At 52.1% G+C, this 17,030-nt stretch carries 22 protein-coding genes; 17 read left to right on the top strand and 5 right to left on the bottom strand.

The features are described from left to right. Positions 1-8 precede the first annotated feature (8 nt). Positions 9-746, bottom strand: a complete 738-nt coding sequence (locus ACW44H_RS11445) for a cobalt-precorrin-6A reductase (RefSeq protein ID WP_457504594.1) — start codon at positions 744-746, stop codon at positions 9-11. Here ACW44H_RS11445 and cbiE point away from each other — a divergent pair. The 8 genes from cbiE (at position 745) to ACW44H_RS11405 (ending at position 7,316) form a co-directional block, all read left to right on the top strand. After that, the gene (gene cbiE, locus ACW44H_RS11440; RefSeq protein ID WP_457504593.1) at positions 745-1,968 is read left to right on the top strand and encodes a precorrin-6y C5,15-methyltransferase (decarboxylating) subunit CbiE; all 1,224 of its coding nucleotides are present in this window, start codon (positions 745-747) and stop codon (positions 1,966-1,968) included. The genes ACW44H_RS11445 and cbiE overlap by 2 nt on opposite strands. Continuing rightward, entirely contained in the window at positions 1,965-2,360 is a 396-nt protein-coding gene (locus ACW44H_RS11435; RefSeq protein WP_457504591.1) for a cobalamin biosynthesis protein, read from the top strand. Before cbiE ends, ACW44H_RS11435 begins: the two co-directional genes overlap by 4 nt. Then, entirely contained in the window at positions 2,357-3,160 is an 804-nt protein-coding gene (gene cobM / locus ACW44H_RS11430; protein ID WP_457504589.1) for a precorrin-4 C(11)-methyltransferase, read from the top strand. The genes ACW44H_RS11435 and cobM overlap by 4 nt, the downstream gene beginning before the upstream one ends. Continuing rightward, positions 3,157-3,921: a precorrin-6A synthase (deacetylating) gene (gene cobF, locus ACW44H_RS11425; protein WP_457504587.1), complete on the top strand. Its 765-nt coding sequence runs from the start codon at positions 3,157-3,159 to the stop codon at positions 3,919-3,921. The genes cobM and cobF overlap by 4 nt, the downstream gene beginning before the upstream one ends. A gap of 70 nt (positions 3,922-3,991) precedes the next feature. Further along, positions 3,992-4,432, top strand: a complete 441-nt coding sequence (locus tag ACW44H_RS11420) for a YtoQ family protein (RefSeq protein WP_039859147.1) — start codon at positions 3,992-3,994, stop codon at positions 4,430-4,432. Between the two features lie 441 nt (positions 4,433-4,873). Continuing rightward, entirely contained in the window at positions 4,874-5,389 is a 516-nt protein-coding gene (locus ACW44H_RS11415; RefSeq protein ID WP_457504585.1) for a hypothetical protein, read from the top strand. 109 nt (positions 5,390-5,498) lie between these two features. Further along, positions 5,499-6,422, top strand: coding sequence for a hypothetical protein (locus tag ACW44H_RS11410; RefSeq protein ID WP_457504583.1), 924 nt, complete (start codon positions 5,499-5,501; stop codon positions 6,420-6,422). A gap of 81 nt (positions 6,423-6,503) precedes the next feature. After that, positions 6,504-7,316 carry a DUF2971 domain-containing protein gene (locus tag ACW44H_RS11405; RefSeq protein ID WP_457504581.1) on the top strand — a complete coding sequence of 271 codons (813 nt, stop codon included), beginning with the start codon at positions 6,504-6,506 and terminating at the stop codon, positions 7,314-7,316. Between the two features lie 142 nt (positions 7,317-7,458). Here ACW44H_RS11405 and ACW44H_RS11400 read toward each other — a convergent pair whose 3' ends face one another. After that, positions 7,459-7,587 (bottom strand): hypothetical protein, encoded by a 129-nt coding sequence (locus ACW44H_RS11400; protein WP_457504580.1) that lies wholly within the window; start codon positions 7,585-7,587, stop codon positions 7,459-7,461. A 94-nt stretch (positions 7,588-7,681) separates the two neighbouring features. Here ACW44H_RS11400 and rho point away from each other — a divergent pair, with 94 nt between their 5' ends. Continuing rightward, positions 7,682-8,638 carry a transcription termination factor Rho gene (gene rho / locus ACW44H_RS11395; RefSeq protein WP_457509013.1) on the top strand — a complete coding sequence of 319 codons (957 nt, stop codon included), beginning with the start codon at positions 7,682-7,684 and terminating at the stop codon, positions 8,636-8,638. 62 nt (positions 8,639-8,700) lie between these two features. On the opposite strand, the gene ACW44H_RS11390 is transcribed toward rho, so the two are convergent. Continuing rightward, positions 8,701-9,888, bottom strand: a complete 1,188-nt coding sequence (locus tag ACW44H_RS11390) for a DEAD/DEAH box helicase (protein WP_457504578.1) — start codon at positions 9,886-9,888, stop codon at positions 8,701-8,703. A gap of 114 nt (positions 9,889-10,002) precedes the next feature. On the opposite strand from ACW44H_RS11390, the gene ACW44H_RS11385 reads away from it, so the two are divergent. The 5 genes from ACW44H_RS11385 to ACW44H_RS11365 all read left to right on the top strand — a co-directional run bounded on the left by ACW44H_RS11385 (position 10,003) and on the right by ACW44H_RS11365 (position 12,531). Then, positions 10,003-10,113 (top strand): VOC family protein, encoded by a 111-nt coding sequence (locus ACW44H_RS11385; RefSeq protein WP_457504576.1) that lies wholly within the window; start codon positions 10,003-10,005, stop codon positions 10,111-10,113. A 324-nt stretch (positions 10,114-10,437) separates the two neighbouring features. Beyond that, a complete protein-coding gene (locus ACW44H_RS11380) occupies positions 10,438-10,863 on the top strand; it encodes an N-acetyltransferase (protein ID WP_113269549.1) in 426 nt (141 codons plus the stop codon). A 63-nt stretch (positions 10,864-10,926) separates the two neighbouring features. Next, positions 10,927-11,376: a GFA family protein gene (locus ACW44H_RS11375; protein ID WP_457504575.1), complete on the top strand. Its 450-nt coding sequence runs from the start codon at positions 10,927-10,929 to the stop codon at positions 11,374-11,376. A 155-nt stretch (positions 11,377-11,531) separates the two neighbouring features. Next, positions 11,532-11,954, top strand: a complete 423-nt coding sequence (locus tag ACW44H_RS11370) for a tetratricopeptide repeat protein (RefSeq protein WP_457504574.1) — start codon at positions 11,532-11,534, stop codon at positions 11,952-11,954. A gap of 91 nt (positions 11,955-12,045) precedes the next feature. Then, a complete protein-coding gene (locus ACW44H_RS11365) occupies positions 12,046-12,531 on the top strand; it encodes a DUF1456 family protein (RefSeq protein ID WP_457509011.1) in 486 nt (161 codons plus the stop codon). 42 nt (positions 12,532-12,573) lie between these two features. On the opposite strand, the gene ACW44H_RS11360 is transcribed toward ACW44H_RS11365, so the two are convergent. Beyond that, positions 12,574-13,317, bottom strand: coding sequence for a class I SAM-dependent DNA methyltransferase (locus ACW44H_RS11360; RefSeq protein ID WP_457504573.1), 744 nt, complete (start codon positions 13,315-13,317; stop codon positions 12,574-12,576). A 199-nt stretch (positions 13,318-13,516) separates the two neighbouring features. On the opposite strand from ACW44H_RS11360, the gene ACW44H_RS11355 reads away from it, so the two are divergent. The 3 genes from ACW44H_RS11355 to ACW44H_RS11345 all read left to right on the top strand — a co-directional run bounded on the left by ACW44H_RS11355 (position 13,517) and on the right by ACW44H_RS11345 (position 16,381). Further along, on the top strand, positions 13,517-13,924 hold the full coding sequence (locus tag ACW44H_RS11355) for a DUF4019 domain-containing protein (protein ID WP_457504572.1): 408 nt from the start codon (positions 13,517-13,519) through the stop codon (positions 13,922-13,924). A 248-nt stretch (positions 13,925-14,172) separates the two neighbouring features. Continuing rightward, complete coding sequence (locus tag ACW44H_RS11350; RefSeq protein ID WP_457504571.1) at positions 14,173-15,534, top strand: NfeD family protein; 1,362 nt, start codon at positions 14,173-14,175, stop codon at positions 15,532-15,534. Between the two features lie 58 nt (positions 15,535-15,592). Beyond that, positions 15,593-16,381: a slipin family protein gene (locus ACW44H_RS11345; RefSeq protein ID WP_447045578.1), complete on the top strand. Its 789-nt coding sequence runs from the start codon at positions 15,593-15,595 to the stop codon at positions 16,379-16,381. Between the two features lie 43 nt (positions 16,382-16,424). Here the strand turns inward: ACW44H_RS11345 and ACW44H_RS11340 are convergent, their stop codons facing one another. After that, entirely contained in the window at positions 16,425-17,027 is a 603-nt protein-coding gene (locus ACW44H_RS11340) for a YqaA family protein (protein WP_457504570.1), read from the bottom strand. Between the last annotated feature and the right edge of the window lie 3 nt (positions 17,028-17,030).

Below are 17,030 nucleotides of genomic sequence, written 5' to 3'. Positions count from 1 at the left end.
ACTGAAGATTAAGAGGGGCTATCGAGCCAGTTAAAGACGTCATCGATGCAATGAACTTCGTGGCGAGGTGGCAGCGCTGGCCGCTCGATCATCACAATGGGTAAGCCGAGCATGCGAGCAGCGGTGAGTTTGGACGCTGCACCATCGCCGCCAGAGTTTTTACACACGATGCGCTGGATGCGCTGATTTTCCAGCAGGGCGAGATCGCCTTCCAGCGTAAAGGGGCCTCTATCAATCACGCTGCTGACATCTGGCAGTGGTAACGGGCTGGTAGGCCGGTCAACCAGACGCAGCACGTAATGGTGCTGAGGTTGGGTGGCAAAGGCAGCAAGGTGCATGCGGCCAATGGCGAGCAGCACACGCTGGGGTGGGCCCGCCAGGGCGCTAACCGCCTCATCGATATTTGCCACGCTTTGCCACTGGTCGCCGTCAACGGGTCGCCAGGCAGGCCGGGTAAGGGCAATGGCCTTTACGCCGCACTGCGCTGCGGCGGCTAATACGTTCGTGCTCATCTGAGCGGCAAAGGGATGGGTGGCATCGACGATATGGGTGATGCGCTCCTGGGCCACAAAGGCAGCAAGGCCGCTAACGCCGCCGAAACCGCCAATGCGGGTCGGCAGCGGCTGGGGTTTAGGCGTGGCAACACGACCCGCATAGCTGAAAATGGCGGGAAGCCCGCGTTTGGCAACCGCACTGGCCAGGGCGCTGGCCTCCGAGGTTCCCCCGAGAATTAGGATCTTCATCATGGTTGAAATTTCTCACGCTCCAGTGGGTCAGGCTCCCTGGCTGACCCTTTTAGGCTGGGGGGAGGGTGGCACACAGGCGCTAACGGCGGCAAGCCGCGCCGCATTGGAAACTGCCGAGGTAGTATTCGGCGCACGGCGCCACCTGCGCCTTTTGCCGCCCCTAAACGCCGAGGTGATTGAGTGGCCGGTACCCTTTGTCGATGGCATTCCTGAACTGCTCAATCAGCGCGGCCGCCGGGTGGTCATGCTGGTCTCAAACGACCCGTTCTGGTTTGGGGCGGGCAGCACCCTGGCGCAGCATCTCAGCGCAAGCGAATGGCTAGCGCTGCCAGCGCCTTCCACCTTTAGCTTGGCGGTCTCCCGGTTGGGCTGGCCGCTAGAGCGCTGCACCTGCCTGGGCCTTCACGCCAAACCGCTGACCCGCATTCGGCCTTACCTGCATGCCGGTAGGCGGTTGCTGGTGCTGGTCAGAGACGGCGCGGCAGTGGCTGAACTCGCCGCTCTGGTCAACCGATTCGGCTTTGCGGATTCCCAGCTAACGGTGCTGGAAGCCCTGGGCGGCGATAACGAGCGCATTCGCCATTGTCGTGTCGATGCCAGCTTACCCCAGAATATCGCCCATCCGGTGGCGGTAGGGCTGGAAGTCGCCGGTAGCGGGCCCGCCTTGCCGCTGACGCCCGGCCTACCGGATCGCTTCTTTGACCACGACGGCCAGATCACCAAACAGACCATTCGCGCCATCACCCTGGCGGCACTGGCCCCCATGCCCGGCGAGCGGCTATGGGATATCGGCACCGGTTCAGGTTCTGTTGCCATTGAGTGGCTGCTCGCTCACCCGGATAATCAGGCGGTAGGCTTTGAGCAAAACGCAGAACGGGCAGCACGAGCGCGCAGCAACGCAGAGAACCTGGGCGTTGATTGGCTTGAGGTAAAAGAGGGCAGCGCGCCGGACGCACTGAACGATACGTCGCTCCCGGATGCGGTATTTATTGGCGGCGGGCTATCCCAAGCGCTTTTGGAAGATTTATGGCAGCGCCTGCCCGAAGGGGGGCGCGTCGTCGCCAATGCGGTGACACTTGAATCCGAAGCGCTGCTGGCGCACTGGCAGCACAAGGCAGGTGGCGAACTGATGCGGCTTGAGCTTGCCAATGCAGCCCCCATCGGCACTCGGCGGGGTTGGAAGGCCAGCTATCCGATTGTTCAGTGGCGGGGCGTTCGATGACAGCACGGGGATTGAGGATAGCTGGATTTGGTTTTCGCAGTGAAGCCACGCTCGAATCCCTCGCCCAGGCACTGGATCAACTGATCGACCAGTACGGGGCTATCGATAAGCTGGCGGCGGCTCACTCGATGCTGCCACTAGTCGAAGAGCTAGGACGACTGCGCAACATCGAAGTCATCACAGTAGCCGACGCCGAGCTACCGACGGTGACAACGCTTACTCACTCCGCACAAAGTTTGCAGGCGCGCGGCACGGGCAGCGTGTCCGAGGCCGTGGCGCTACTGGCGGCAGGCACAGGGGCAACGCTGCTAGGGCCAAGGATAATTTCAGCAGATCGCAAGGCCACCGCCGCCCTGGCGTTGTCAGAAGTACCAGAAGGAACCACAGAATGACCGTACACTTCATTGGCGCAGGCCCCGGCGCACCGGATCTGCTTACCCTGCGCGGGCGCGACCTGATCGCCGCCTGCCCGGTGTGCCTGTATGCGGGCTCATTAGTGCCGGAACAAATCCTCGAACACTGCCCGGCGGGAGCGCGGGTGATTAACACCGCGCCGCTATCGCTGGATGACATCATGCAGGAGATCAGCCGCGCCCACGCCGAAGGCCAGGATGTCGCCCGGCTGCATTCGGGGGATCTATCGGTGTGGTCGGCCATGGGCGAGCAGCTGCGCCGCCTGCGCGAGCTGGCTATCCCCTATAGCATTACCCCCGGCGTGCCAGCCTTCGCGGCAGCCTCGGCCACCTTGGGTCAGGAGCTGACGCTACCCGGTGTCGCCCAGTCGGTAGTGCTCACCCGCACACCCGGTCGGGCCAGCGCCATGCCCAGCGATGAAACGCTGGCAAACTTTGCCCACACCGGCGCCACGCTGGCCATTCATCTTTCCATCCATAATCTTTCCCAAGTGGTCGAAAGCCTGACGCCTTACTACGGCGAGCAGTGCCCGGTCGCGATTGTGTGGCGGGCAAGCTGGCCCGATGAGCGGGTAGTGCGCGGGCGGCTCGCCACTATAGAAGCGTTGATCGATAACACCATGCAGCGCACTGCGCTAATTCTGGTGGGGCCGGTGCTCGAAAGCGACGACTTCCAGGAGAGCAGCCTCTACGCCGTGGGCTACGATCGCCGCTTTCGCCCCCAGTCGGCGGATTCGCCTTTTGCCACGGCAAGCCAAGACCAAGAGAGCGAATCATGATCACGCTCTCGCTAATAGGCATCGGCACCGGCAACCTTGATCACGTCACCTTGGCCGCCGTGCGCGCCCTCAATAACGCCGACCTGATCCTGCTACCCCGCAAAGGCGAGGCCAAGTCGGATTTAATCGACCTGCGCCGCTTGCTTTGCGAACGGCTGCTGGAAGCGCCGGTGACCACCAAGATCGTCGAGTTCGATCTGCCTAGCCGTGATGGCCGTCATGACTACCTGGGCGCGGTGGACGACTGGCACGCAGCCATCGCCAGCGTCTGGGCGCAGCTAATCGATAAACATCTTCCCAACGGTGGGCGGGTAGGCATGCTGGTGTGGGGCGACCCTTCGCTTTACGACAGCAGCCTGCGCATTACCCAGCGCCTAAGCGCGGCGGGTAAGCAGGTTGATGTAGAGGTAGTGCCAGGCATCACCAGCCTGCAAGTGCTCACCGCTGAGCATAAAATCCCCCTCAACGCCCTCGCCGAGCCGGTGCACATCACCACTGGTCGCCGCCTACGCGAACGCGGCTGGCCAAGCGATGCCGCCACCGTCGCCGTAATGCTGGATAGCGGCGGGGCCTTTACCACGCTGCCGCAAGATGACATCTACATCTGGTGGGGCGCCTACCTGGGCATGGATAAACAGTGCCTGATCAACGGCTGGCTAAGCGACGTCGGCGACCAGATCATCCAACGCCGGGCGGAGTTACGCGACACCCACGGCTGGATAATGGACATTTATCTGCTGGCAAAGCAGCCTCTACTATAACGCCGGTATGAATATGGAATGTTTTTCCATAAAATGTCGCTACTGACAATCTTATCTTTGAGGTTTAGCCATGAGCTTTTACGTTTACCTATCCGGCGAGATCCACACCGATTGGCGCGAAGAAATCCAACGCGGCGCCGAGGCCGCGGGCCTGGATATCGTGTTTACCGCACCGGTCACCGATCACGCCGCCTCTGACGCTGCCGGCGACCACCTGGGCAAACCGGAAAATGGCTTCTGGCGCGACCATCAGTCCTCCAAGGTCAACGCCATCCGCACCCGCACGATGATCGAGCAAGCGGATCTGGTCGTTGTACGCTTTGGCGACCAGTACAAACAGTGGAACGCCGCCTTTGACGCAGGCTACTGCGCAGCACTCGCCAAGCCCTACATCACACTGCACAGCGAAGACATCGTTCACCCGCTGAAAGAAGTGGATGCCGGTGCGAACGCCTGGTGCACCACCACCGACCAAGTGGTTGAAACCCTGCGTTACGTCCTCAAAGCCTAATACGTCCACCCAGCGAAGTGCACGGTGATCTGAGCGCAATTCATTGCGCAAACAGCAACCACCGTGCCTCCAAGCCCGCGGTGAGGGGGCGCGTAGGAGCCCAATTCATTGGGCGGTCAGAATTAAATAAGCAAACAAAAACAATCACTTGTGCAGAGTTCCTTTCCTCCAATTTGCACTCCATCAACACCACACCGTCAAAATTTTAACTTCCCGGCACGTGACCTAAGCCGATTTTATGAATAGAGTATGATTGAACTGAGCAAAACGAGCTGGTACGCGAATTTTGTATATGCTGCAAAGTGATCAAGTTAATGCATTGTAAAACAATAAGTTATGAGAATGCTGTTGGCTTGTTAATGTCAATAAACGCGTCTGCACATTCATTGAGGATATGCAGCCGGGTGTAGATTCACTGTTATGTTCTAGGGTGGTCGATCAGTGCCTGAGATTCCTGAAATCGACAATTGTTGTGAAAAAGAGCCATTCGCATTTTTTGGGCTGGCGGCATACTACGCTCAAGTTCTTGAGGAAGCGGCTTTGAACTTGGCGGTGGTGCTCCGACTACCTGAAGTAAATCTCATCTCACAAGAACTGTGTTTGGATTTGTATGACTCTCTCGGTCGGAGGACTTTTGGGCAACTTCTCAAGGTCGCTAAATCAAACCTGAATTTGTCGGATGAAGATGCAGAATTTCTGGGAACGACGCTGGATCTCAGAAACATGCTCATTCATCGCTATTTTCGAGAACGGGCTGAGGATTTTATCTCTGAAGTGGGGCGCCAAGAGATGCAAAAGGAGCTCCAGACTATCCTCTCAGAATTTAAAAAAGCAGATGAGATTCTGACTGGCCTGTATCTGCCACTCTGGGAGAAATACGGCGTAACCGAAGAATTTTTTCAGTCTGAATTTGCACAGATGGTGGAGGCGGCGGAGCATCGTGACAGAGGAACATAACCATGCCAGTCACGGCGACGGCTTTTACATTGCGGCTTCGCCTCCATTCCAAAGCCGCGCGTGCTGATCGGCGTTATATAGACCTTGTGTCCTTCTAAAGGGGGAGTGAATGGCAAAGCACGAGCCAAAACAAAGGATTAAATTTGCATATAAATTAGAGGGTTGGTCGTATGAGAATGGTAGTCAGTCTGATTTGAAGCGAACTGGCGAAAAGATTCTACCTTCTGAATATACGCAGGACATGGAGGGCCAGATATTTTGCCCTGGTTGCTTCACAAATTTGATTCGGGTGCCGAAGGAAGCTGACTACTTTTCAAATGGGCGCGATGCCTACTTTGGCCATTTGCGGACGTATAAACATGTCAAGTGCGATCTCCGAGTAAAGCGCTCTGAAGGGAAAAAATTTGACACTTATGAAGAGGCTCAAAAGGCTATTGATGACGAAAATTTGGTCATTGTCTCTGGTTTCTTGCAAGAAAAACCTCAAAGTCAACAAGATCCCACTGGAGTTTATGACGAAACCCCTGTGGAGGACATAGATGGTCCTGTATCCGAGGTGCCAATAGCGCGCCACGCTGGTGAGTCATTTTCCTTGCCTAGTAAGATCACTACGGTTGCTGGAATATGCAGGAACTTTGATGAGAATTTATACAAATATTATTTCCTGCCAGGTCGACAAAATGCAGTCAGGTTAATCGATTTGTTGAAAGATGTTCGGCAGGTCATCGAGGAAGATAGCACCCCTCGGCTATACTTCGGGAAAATTATTAGATCCTTCACTCCCGTCAAAGACCCCGCTGATCACAATACTCGAATGACAGAGTTAGCTGGAGCACCCAGTGTGCGCGACTTCTATCTCAAGGAAGAGCATGGGATTTCCAGTAGTAAAGGTATTAATGACAAGACCCGGGAACGATATGTGCTTATGTGGGGAGAAGTTGGGACAAGCGGAATCGGTCTTTGCATTGAGGGGTTGAGTTGGGGTGAATTTGCATTGTTGCCAGCTCAATACAACTACCTTTTGGATACATAACCAGTGGCTATTGTCGGACGCGCCTACGCTGCGCTCCGGCACGCCGCAAAGCCAAGTGTTAGCTTCTTTTGAGGGAGGTTCATGATTCTATACAAGTACATGTCCTTCGGTGCCGCGCGAAAGGTAATCGATACCCTATCACTAGGATTTTCTTGCCTTGAAGATTTGAACGACCCTTTTGAGTGTACAGCCTTTGGCTTTAAGGATAGCGATGAGTCTATAAGCGCGAAAACCGCCACGGGTGCTTGTAGAAACCGTTTCTCGAGAAAATACGGTGTCTTATCGTTGACTCGTCAGCCGTTGAACGCGCTTATGTGGTCGCATTATGGAGACTCTCACCAAGGGGTAGTTCTTGGGTTTGATAGTGATTCGGCCGGCTTTTCAGACCCGCAAAGCAATGTGATTCCAAGCCAGTATGGAGAGATGATTTACTCAGCTACGAAGCCGCACAACGATCTACCCGTGATTGGCGAGCATGAGCTAATGAATATTGGTGGTAGCCTTCGTTTTGACTCGAATGCCTTCAATCTAATGAAGAGAGCTTTTCTGTATAAGTCTCTCGAGTGGGCATACGAAGAAGAGGTCCGTGTTGTAAAAAGTATAGAAAATATCCCCTTTGGTTATCACACGGGTGGTGGTCGCTATCGTGAATGGAATAAGGTGACTGTCTTTGGTCGACCTCTATACTGCTTTGATTTGCCGGAGAACTCGCTTAGAGAAATTTACTTGGGGCGACATTTATATAGAAATGTTACCAAAGGCGGCTCTGTTACCGGTGAAGAGTTGAAAGGTGTGCTTCAGTCCTGGGGGAGGAAAGATGTCAAGATGATGCAATGTGAACCCGATGTTCACTCGTGGAACCTCGTTGCAAAACCATCTATCAACCAAAGCTAACCAGTGGCTGTTGGCGGACGCACCTACGCTGGCGCTCCGGCACGCCGCAAAGCCAGGGCGTTGAGCCTGTAGAAAAAACCGCTGACCCCTAAGTTTTGGTAGGATCGAGAGAACAGACGAACAATGATCAGCATGCCGCACTTCAAGGCTTATAATTACGATCAAACACGCCATAGTGGTGATCAACTACCAAGATCAGCTCCAGCCAGGCACCTTTGAGCAAGCCGTACATTACCTGGTTAAGCTCAAGCAAGACTTGTTTGTCTTCCATCTCAAGTATCGCAACGGCGCGATCAGTCGGCTGTCTATGATACAGCTATTCTACAAATTCAGTGTTTTACCAACCCAGGCTATTCATCAATATTATGACCAGAAAAACACTAGGTTTGAAAACAAAAAGGCAGGTAGACGCCCAGCCAGCCTACAAAATGGAAGATCAATTCCCTAATGATCCCGAAAAACGTTTTTTAAATGGGGTCGCTGTTCATCCTTCCCCCCGCATTTATTTAGAGCCTGGCTCTCAAGAGCGTACTGTGCGAGCGATGGATTTGATTACGCCCATTGGGATGGGGCAACGTGGGTTGATTGTGGCGCCGCCAGGCTCTGGTAAAACGACGATGTTAAAACATATCTGTCAGGCCGTGGCTGAGGCTCATCCGGAAATAAAGCTGTATGCCTTGCTGATTGATGAGCGCCCTGAAGAAGTGACCGATTTTAAGCGCAGTGTGTCGGCCGAAGTACATGCATCGTCTTCAGACGAAAGCTACACGCACCATGTGAATATGGCCGATAAGCTTCTTGAGACGGCGCGTAAGCAAGCAGGCGAAGGTCATAATGTGATGATTGTGATCGATTCTTTGACGAGACTCTCGCGCGTTCATAATGCCGAGCAGCGAGGTAATGGTCGCACTATGTCGGGTGGGCTGGATTCCCGAGCGATGGAAATACCCCGAAAACTTTTTGGCGCCGCGAGAAAGATCGAAAACGGCGGATCGCTCACCATTCTGGCCACCGTGCTGGTGGATACGGGAAGCCGTATGGATCAGGTGATTTTCGAGGAGTTCAAGGGCACCGGTAATATGGAACTCGTGCTATCGCGGGATGTGGCCAATCAGCGGATTTTCCCCGCGATAGATATAGCCAAAAGCAGTACCCGTCGAGAAGAACTGTTAATTGATGAAAAAGATATTGAAAAAGTTAGGACATTGCGCAGAGCGTTGACAAGTCTTAAGCCAGTAGAAGGCGCGCAGAAGTTGCTTGCGTTATTGGATAAATATCCCACTAATGCCGAGCTATTAGATGCGTTTTTACCGGATTCGTGAAATATCGATAATAAAGAAGCCCACCCTTTTAAAAGGTGAGCTTCTTGGGTAAGTTTTAACGATTACTTTTTACTGAAATTCAAGTTTGATTCAGGTACTGCTTTTCGAACTGGAAAGCCAGCAATCTCTTTGCGCTCAATAATGCTTTTTAAGCGTCTTTCAATAGCGCAAAGATTTTTAAAGTCACTCATGTCGACTAAAGAGATGGCTTCACCTGAGGCGCCCGCGCGGCCGGTTCGGCCAATGCGGTGGATGTACTCTTCTGGCTGAAAAGGTAAATCGTAATTCACCACACGACTCAATTCATCAATATCCAAACCACGCGCGGCAACTCCCGTGGCGACCAAGTACTTTAGCTCGCCAGATTTGAACTGAGCCAGAATCTTTTCGCGCATGGCTTGGCTTCTATCGCCATGGATAGAGTCCGCTGTGATGCCGCGTTTTTCCAGTTGAGCAACCAGCTTGGCTGCATTGTGTTTTTTCTCGGTAAAAATGAGCGCCTGATCCCACTGTTGCTCGTTGATTAAGTGGCTCAACAAGGCGGACTTAGTGTCTTTGTCGACGGTGATGAGCCATTGTTTGACATTAGCGGCGGCGCGGACGTTGGGAGAAATGGATATCTCAGCCGCCAGATCGGTCATCTGACGATCCGAAAAATCGTAGGCCAGCGCCCGTACGTCGTCTGTGATGGTGGCCGAAAACAGTAGGTTCTGACGGTTTGCAGGTAGGCGCTCAATGATCTTATGGATATCGTCGGCAAACCCCATGTCGACCATTCTATCCGCTTCGTCCAGCACCATGACTTTTAGTTCATCAAAATGCAGCGCACGCTGATGCGCCAAATCAAGCAATCTGCCCGGCGTGGCGACCAAAATATCTACCCCTTTGATGAGGCGCTCTTTTTGCGCTTCGGTATCCACACCGCCATACATCGCCATAGAGGTTAGGTGCGTGTGTTTAGCGTATTGGGCCACATTGGCTTCGACTTGAACCGCTAACTCACGGGTCGGCACGAGAATCAGCGCACGTATGCGTTTGCCGCGTAACGTTCCCGCGTTGCTGAATCGCTCTAGCAGAGGCAGAACAAAGGCAGCGGTTTTGCCTGTGCCTGTTTGTGCGGTGGCGATTAAGTCGTTACCCGAAAGAATGGCAGGAATCGCTTGTTCCTGAATGGGCGTTGGCGTTTGGTAACCTAGTTCGGTAATCGCTTGAACGAGAGGACTGGATAATCCTAGTTTTGCAAAGGGCATAAGGGGCTCTGACAGATTGTCGTAAGGGGCGTCGAAAATAAAAAGTGGTGCAGTATAGCGTCAATTAATGATGAGGGTTTAGCCTGCGATCTCACTTAACGCAAGGAGACACTTATGTACTTGGAACACGTTAATTTGGTCGTTGATGATATGGATGCCATGCTGGATTTTTACCGCGCCGTATTCCCGCACTGGCGGGTACGCGATGAAGGCCATGGGGAGTGATATGGCAAACCACGTATAAGCAGTTCAGCTCCCTCCGGGGGGCTGAGCCGTGATCGATTTCGATTTTATGCACCTTGAAATATTCTTCTAATAATCTGTTAAAATTCCTGGAACCTACCGTAGGATTAGAAAGCAAAAATCTATTGGAAGTGAAGGAGGCTAATTATTCCTAGGGAAAAAACAGATTTATCCTAAGGAAGGTAAAGCCTTGCTGCCTTATTTTATGAAGCTGTCTAGCCCTGGTACAGGTGCAAGCCTATCCCTTGGCTAGGCAGCTTTTCATTAACGCCTTTGGCTCCGTTGAACATCATTAGGAACATCTAGATGATTCGTAACTACCGGGAGGCAGATATTGAACAAATTTTGGATATCTGGCTTTCAGCATCGATTAAAGCTCACTCTTTTGTTGGATCAGAATTTTGGCAGTCAAAAGTTAGCGAAATGCGTGATATGTACATTCCTGCCTCGGAGACGTTTGTATGTGAAGTTGATGAGCAGATAGCAGGGTTTTATTGCCTCTATGGAAATACGCTGGCAGCCGTTTTTGTGTCGCCAAGCCTGCAGGGGCAAGGAATAGGGTCAGCGTTGATTGATGATGCCAAGAGCAGACGGTCGTGTTTGCAGCTCAGTGTTTACAGCCAGAATGCGCCCAGTATCAATTTTTATAAGAAACATGGATTCATTTCATTAACTGAGCAAATTGATGAACAAACTGGTCACTCCGAATTCATCATGGAGCATTACTGTTAACCATGCATAGCGGTACAGCGTTTGTTTGTTGGACGCTTACATTACGTACCAAAGGAACGTTCGATGAAAGGTGAATGTCTTTGCGGAGAGGTGGCGTTTGAAATTGAGGGTGAGCTACCAAACATCTATCAATGCCATTGTTCCTTGTGTCGCAAAGCGACCGGGTCTACTGCTAACGCTGCCACGTTTGTAGAAGAACAAAACTTTCGTTGGTTGTTTGGCCAGTCCCACATCCGCTCTTTTCAAAAGCCAACAGGCTATCGAAGTGACTTTTGCTCGGTATGCGGTAGCCCGGTGCCTAATAAACTGAGAGATACTGATTTGATATGGGTTCCTGCAGGTTTACTTGATGAAGCGACTGCATCTCAAGTGGCTGTTCATCTCCATGTGTCTTCATCGGCCTCATGGGCGCAAGAGTCAGATTGCTGTGTTCGGTTGGTTGGAGGCCCTGATAGTTTGGAGTCGTTTAACCAAGCATTGCAGCGAAAAACCGCTCCAATTAAATCTCATTAACCTCCTATCCAAAAACCGAAAAATGTTCGCCCGTGGAGCCATCCCCAAGGGGTATAATGTCACCGTCCCTGGTAGTGTGGCTTTGTTAAATGCATTAATTTTCAGCAAGCTTGTTTACTTGTTACTGTTTTTAAATAGAGAAAAGGTAGTCGTTCATGATTAATACCAAAATATACAAGGCGGTTTACGAACTCGCTGAAAAACTCATGAAGGCTGCTGATAAAGAGGATAGAGAGGCTTTCGATGCGCTCTATGCGCAGTTGGAAGCGGTCTGTACCGAGAACGAAAACACCGATAAAGATCACCCCGAGCAGTGGGAAACGTTGGCTGATTTTACTGAAGAGCTAGATGAGGCATTGGCTGTCTACGAAAAAGCTTTTGAGAAAGCCGTCGCGATTAATTCGAAAGATCACATGTCATCGATCGCGTTTTCCATGGCAAAACTGCAAGTTGAGCTGGGCCAGACTGACGCGGCGATCAGCAATCTTAAAAACGCCCAAATCACCGCTAATAAGATTGAAGATAGTGAGCTTAAAGAAGAAATTGACGAGCTGCTTGAGAAGCTGACAGCAGGATAGTTTAGCTGCTGACCTTAATTATTTTCTCGAAAGACGTAGATGCACATTACGCTTGATTGTGCTGGGTTTGCCTAAGACTAGGAACACTATTTTGACCAATAATGATATTTTTCGCCGCATTCGTTACACCTTTGATTTAAAAGACAGCACCATCGTGGATATCTTCGCCTTGGCGGAGGTCAGCGTGACTCAGCAGCAGGTCACTGCTTGGCTGAAAAAGGATGAAGACGACGCTTTTGTCACCATGAAGAACAGAGAGCTGGCGGCATTTTTGAACGGTTTTATTAGCTTTAAGCGTGGTAAGCGCGAAGGGCCGCAGCCCGTGCCAGAGTCGCAGTTGAACAACAATATGGTGTTCCAGAAGCTGCGCATTGCGCTGAATTTAAAAGCTGACGATATTTTGGCTGCTTTTGAGCTGGCTGGCTTCAATCTAAGTAACCATGAATTAAGTGCGTTTTTCCGCAAGCCCAGCCATAAGAATTATCGAGAGTGCAAAGATCAGGTGCTGCGAAATTTCTTACTTGGCATCCAGCTGCAATTACGGCCCAGCCCTAATGATTCAAGCTCAGAGGCTTGAGTTGGAGAGAATAGAAAGTCAGCGCTGATGCTTTGGTAGGCTTTAACGTTTAACGCAAACGAAAATAGCGTTGCCTGAGACGTTATCCCAGGGAATGATTGTCTCGTAGTTATGTTCAAACACATGCACCTCGAAGTAAGGCGTCAGTAGGGCGGTTAGTTCTGCAAAGCTCACCGCTACCATGGGGTGTTCGTCGTTCCATACCTGGGTGGCGTCCGCGTTGGCTTTTTCAATACTCAACCTCAACGACTGTCTCTCTCCCTGGCCGCTATAGTGCCACCCCGAGCGGAAGGTGAATAAATCGCTTTCTTGTCGGGCGGTGTGTTTAACAGATAAGCCATTATCGATTTTATCTTTATCGACCGCGTTAAAACAGAAAACACCATCGGTTGCTAGTGCGCGATGGGCTCTAGCAATGCATGTTGTTAGCTTTTCGATGCCATCGTTGTAGTGGATTGAGTATAAAAAGCAGGTAATTAAATCCAGCGGTTCACTAACGTCGAACGTACTCATATCTTGCAGGGTGAACAGGGCTTCTGGGCAGCGCTTGGCGGCGATATCCAGCATCGGCTGGTTGATGTCCAGCCCGCTGCTGGCATAGCCAGAATCAATAAAATGACGCACGTGGGGGCCAGTGCCACAGGCGAGATCCAGGTGAGCGGTGCCGCCGTTACCAAAAATCTGATGCAACCGACGAATGGCGTTACTTTGTGCTTGATAGTCGATATCCAAACACATCAAATCGTAGTAGCCAGAAAGGTCGGTATAGAGGGCGTTGACGGACATAGTCGCCTAATGGTGAAAGCTGAATCGGTTGGGTGGCGCATGGTAAACGAGTGGGTGTGTTTTGAGAAGCGAAGACCGACACTGGGCGGCCTTTCTACCGTCTATCGCCATTCGAGTAGGATTATTGTTAAAGAAATTACGCGGGCTTCCGATAATTACTTAAGACGCACGAATAATCCTGGTTGCCAAAGAGCTCGCTATGCCAAAAACACTGACGTTTATCATTGCTACCTTGCTCCTCTTTATGTCGACCTATGCTTATCCGCATACTGATGCGGCAGAGGCGGCGGCGTTGGAGTGGTTAAAAGCCATCGACAGTGGGGAGTTCGATCAGGCGTGGGAAAACTCTTCTACACTGCTGCAGGTGCCGCTGTCGTCACATATGTTGGCCCGCACCATCAGCGCTGCTCGCCGTGATTTCGGGGCTGTTGAGTCCAGGCGGCGTGTGCGCGCGATTCGTCAAACCTCTATGCCGGGTGCGCCTGCCGGCGATTATGCGGTGTTTACGTTCCAGACGCGTTTTGAAAATAAGCCGCTGATCACTGAAACCATTACGCCTCACTTAGAAGAGGGCATTTGGAAGGTAAGTGGCTATTATGTGAACTAAGCAACCCTCCAATGTCATCGCACGTTCCTCTATCCTTTAAAGTAGCCTCATTGAAATAGGCTCTTTTTCACTCAAAATCCTCTCACCAACTCGTTCATGACGAAGCTCACTGTGGGTGCTACGTTGAATAGGTACCTTATGTGCCTATTGCCTGCTTAAACTCTGAAGCAGCACGAGTAACCAAAGCAAGGCGACACTCTACCTAGCGCTATGTAATCGTTTCAAGGCGCTAAGCGGGAGATGTGACTATGCAGCCCCTTTCTCATAAATCACACTGGCTGTGGCTTTTACTTGTCGGCTTGCTAATGGCGGTAGTGTCGCTTACGTGGCAGGCCATGGCGCAAACCCCCTCGCCTAACGCTTTGGTGCTCAACATTGAAGGTGCTATTGGTCCCGCCACCAAGGATTATTTTGAGCGTGGGTTAAATAATGCACGTGAGCAGGATAGCGAGGTAGTGATTGTTGAAATCGATACCCCTGGCGGGCTGGTCGATACCACACGCGACATGATCCGAGAAATGCTTAATTCTGACCTCCCGGTGGTGATGTACGTTTCCCCCAGCGGGGCGCGCGCAGCTAGCGCAGGCACCTACTTGCTTTATGGCAGCCATGTAGCAGCCATGGCGCCCTCTACTCATTTAGGCTCTGCTACGCCGGTGCAAATGGGCGGTGGCGGGCTGACTGGCGGCGCTGATGAAGAAGGTGAAGGCGTTGAAGACGGGGATGAAGACGGCGGCAGCGCCATGGAGCGCAAGGTGCTGGAAGACGCAGTGAGCTTTATTCGGAGCTTAGCTGAACGCCATGGCCGCAACGCCGATTGGGCTGAAGAAGCCGTTCGTGATGCGGTAAACCTCACGGCTAACGAGGCGCTGGAACGAAACGTCATTGATGTGGTGGCAAGAGATATTGACGATTTGCTCGCCCAGATTGACGGCATGACGGTGGTCATGGAGCAAGGTGATTACACGCTGTCAACGGCGGATCTTGCCATTGAACGCTACGACCCGGATTGGCGTACCCAGCTATTATCGTTAATTACGAATCCCAACATCGCTTACTTCTTGATGATCATTGGCTTTTACGGGCTGATTTTCGAACTTGCCAGCCCCGGCAGCTTGTTTCCTGGCACTATCGGAGTGATTTGTCTGCTGCTGGCGCTATTTGCATTTCAGGTATTGCCGATTAACTACGCTGGGCTAGCGTTAATCGTAGTGGGATTGGCGTTGATGGTAGGAGAAGCGCTAATGCCCAGCTTTGGCGTGTTGGGGGCGGGAGGCATCATCGCCTTTGTATTGGGGTCGGTGATGCTAATGGATGCCGAATACCTGGCCATTTCGTTACCACTCATTGGCGGGGTGGCGCTGGTATCCGGAGGGTTAATGCTTTGGACATTAATGCGCTTTACAACTCTGCGCCGTCGCCCTGCACACACCGGTGTGGAGCAGTTAATTGGCGCAAGCGCTATTGCGCTGGATGATTTTGATATGACTGGCCATGTGCGGTTGCACGGTGAGCGGTGGAATGCGGTGAGCGATACGCCCGTTAAACGGGGTGATGAGCTTGAGGTGGTGCGTCTCGAAGGCTTGACGGTCTATGTGACGCCCCGTTAGCGCTTAATGCTGTTATGAATTTTTTACATAACTAACCATCTGCAAAACGAGGTGCCTTATGATTATTTCGTATTTAGTTCCTGTCGTGCTGGTGGTGATGTTGATCGCTGCCTCTATTCGCATCCTGCCAGAATACAAGCGCGGCGTAGTGTTCTTTCTGGGCCGCTATCAGAAGGTAAAGGGGCCTGGGTTGGTCATTGTGATCCCCGCCATTCAGAAGATGGAAGTGGTGGATCTGCGCGTGATCACCATGGATGTTCCTGAGCAGGATGTCATCTCTCAAGATAACGTCACTGTTAAGGTTAACGCCGTGCTCTATTTCCGCGTTGTCGACCCTGAAAAGGCGATTATTCAAGTCGAGAATTTCACTCAGGCGACCAGCCAACTGGCGCAGACCACGCTGCGCTCCGTGCTGGGGAAACATGATCTCGATGAGATGCTATCGGAACGCGATAAACTCAACGACGATATCCAGGAAATCATCGATACCCAAACCGAAGCATGGGGTATCAAGGTGGCCAATGTTGAAATCAAGCATGTGGATTTGGATGAAAGCATGATCCGCGCCATTGCGCGCCAAGCCGAAGCGGAGCGTGAGCGTCGCGCCAAGGTCATTCATGCCGAAGGCGAGCTTCAGGCGTCAAAAAAACTGGTTGAGGCGGCCAATGTAATGCAGGAAAATTCGGCGGCATTGCAGCTGCGTTACCTGCAAACCATGAGTGACATGAGCAATAAGAACGCCTCCACGATTGTCTTCCCGTTACCGATGGACATCATGGAGGCATTCAAGGATATGAAGGCTAAACATATGGCGTCAGCGCCGGGTACGAAGCAAGACGATGCATAAGCCAGTTGGTTTGCTCGCTGGCAGTGGGCTGGTTTAGCTTTCGCTACATAACCAGCCCTGCCAAGGCCTGCATTCCCAGCGCCAGTACCAGTACTACTATCCCCGCCACTAAACTGGTCACCAGGGCTTGTTGCTTCCATAACAGAAGTACCTGGCTACCAAAGCGATGAACGAGCCAAGCCAGGCCGAAATAACGCAGTCCGCGGGCAATTAACGCTGCGAGCGCAAAGAGCAGAACCGGATAACCAGAGAGCCCAGCGGTAATCATCGCGACCTGAAAGGGGATAGGTAAAATGCCAATGGAAAGAATGGCGATAAAACCATACTGGTCAAAAAACGTTTGGAACGCCTGATAACTCTCCTGCATCCCCATAAAGTCGATAAACCATACGCCTATCGTCTGAAAAAGCAGCAGGCCGACGCTATAGCCGACCAGCGAAGCAATAAGGCAGCCTACGGTAGTGACCGTCGCTAATAGCCAGATACGGTGTTTATTGGCGGCCATTAGCGGGATGAGTACTAGCTCAAGCGGTATGGGCAGAATTATTGTTTCAAGAAAAGAGAGCGTACCGAGTAGCCACAGCATATTCTTTGAGCCGTTGAGGCGCTCAAACCACTGCTTTGTGCGGTTAGTCGCATTAGCCATGTC

It is taken from the genome of Vreelandella sulfidaeris Esulfide1, assembly GCF_054072535.1.
The sequence above is the reverse complement of the archived record's forward strand: the minus strand, read 5'-3'. Positions and strand labels throughout refer to the sequence as shown.

Coding starts and splice junctions, on each gene's coding strand:
- ACW44H_RS11420 (WP_039859147.1), top strand. CDS start 3,992: ATGAGCTTTTACGTTTACCTATCCGGCGAGATCCACACCGATTGGCGC.
- ACW44H_RS11390 (WP_457504578.1), bottom strand. CDS start 9,888: ATGCCCTTTGCAAAACTAGGATTATCCAGTCCTCTCGTTCAAGCGATT.
- cbiE (WP_457504593.1), top strand. CDS start 745: ATGGTTGAAATTTCTCACGCTCCAGTGGGTCAGGCTCCCTGGCTGACC.
- ACW44H_RS11350 (WP_457504571.1), top strand. CDS start 14,173: ATGCAGCCCCTTTCTCATAAATCACACTGGCTGTGGCTTTTACTTGTC.
- ACW44H_RS11340 (WP_457504570.1), bottom strand. CDS start 17,027: ATGGCTAATGCGACTAACCGCACAAAGCAGTGGTTTGAGCGCCTCAAC.
- cobF (WP_457504587.1), top strand. CDS start 3,157: ATGATCACGCTCTCGCTAATAGGCATCGGCACCGGCAACCTTGATCAC.
- cobM (WP_457504589.1), top strand. CDS start 2,357: ATGACCGTACACTTCATTGGCGCAGGCCCCGGCGCACCGGATCTGCTT.
- ACW44H_RS11385 (WP_457504576.1), top strand. CDS start 10,003: ATGTACTTGGAACACGTTAATTTGGTCGTTGATGATATGGATGCCATG.
- ACW44H_RS11435 (WP_457504591.1), top strand. CDS start 1,965: ATGACAGCACGGGGATTGAGGATAGCTGGATTTGGTTTTCGCAGTGAA.
- ACW44H_RS11355 (WP_457504572.1), top strand. CDS start 13,517: ATGCCAAAAACACTGACGTTTATCATTGCTACCTTGCTCCTCTTTATG.
- ACW44H_RS11410 (WP_457504583.1), top strand. CDS start 5,499: ATGGCAAAGCACGAGCCAAAACAAAGGATTAAATTTGCATATAAATTA.
- ACW44H_RS11345 (WP_447045578.1), top strand. CDS start 15,593: ATGATTATTTCGTATTTAGTTCCTGTCGTGCTGGTGGTGATGTTGATC.
- ACW44H_RS11375 (WP_457504575.1), top strand. CDS start 10,927: ATGAAAGGTGAATGTCTTTGCGGAGAGGTGGCGTTTGAAATTGAGGGT.
- rho (WP_457509013.1), top strand. CDS start 7,682: ATGACCAGAAAAACACTAGGTTTGAAAACAAAAAGGCAGGTAGACGCC.
- ACW44H_RS11380 (WP_113269549.1), top strand. CDS start 10,438: ATGATTCGTAACTACCGGGAGGCAGATATTGAACAAATTTTGGATATC.
- ACW44H_RS11405 (WP_457504581.1), top strand. CDS start 6,504: ATGATTCTATACAAGTACATGTCCTTCGGTGCCGCGCGAAAGGTAATC.
- ACW44H_RS11400 (WP_457504580.1), bottom strand. CDS start 7,587: ATGGAAGACAAACAAGTCTTGCTTGAGCTTAACCAGGTAATGTACGGC.
- ACW44H_RS11370 (WP_457504574.1), top strand. CDS start 11,532: ATGATTAATACCAAAATATACAAGGCGGTTTACGAACTCGCTGAAAAA.
- ACW44H_RS11360 (WP_457504573.1), bottom strand. CDS start 13,317: ATGTCCGTCAACGCCCTCTATACCGACCTTTCTGGCTACTACGATTTG.
- ACW44H_RS11445 (WP_457504594.1), bottom strand. CDS start 746: ATGATGAAGATCCTAATTCTCGGGGGAACCTCGGAGGCCAGCGCCCTG.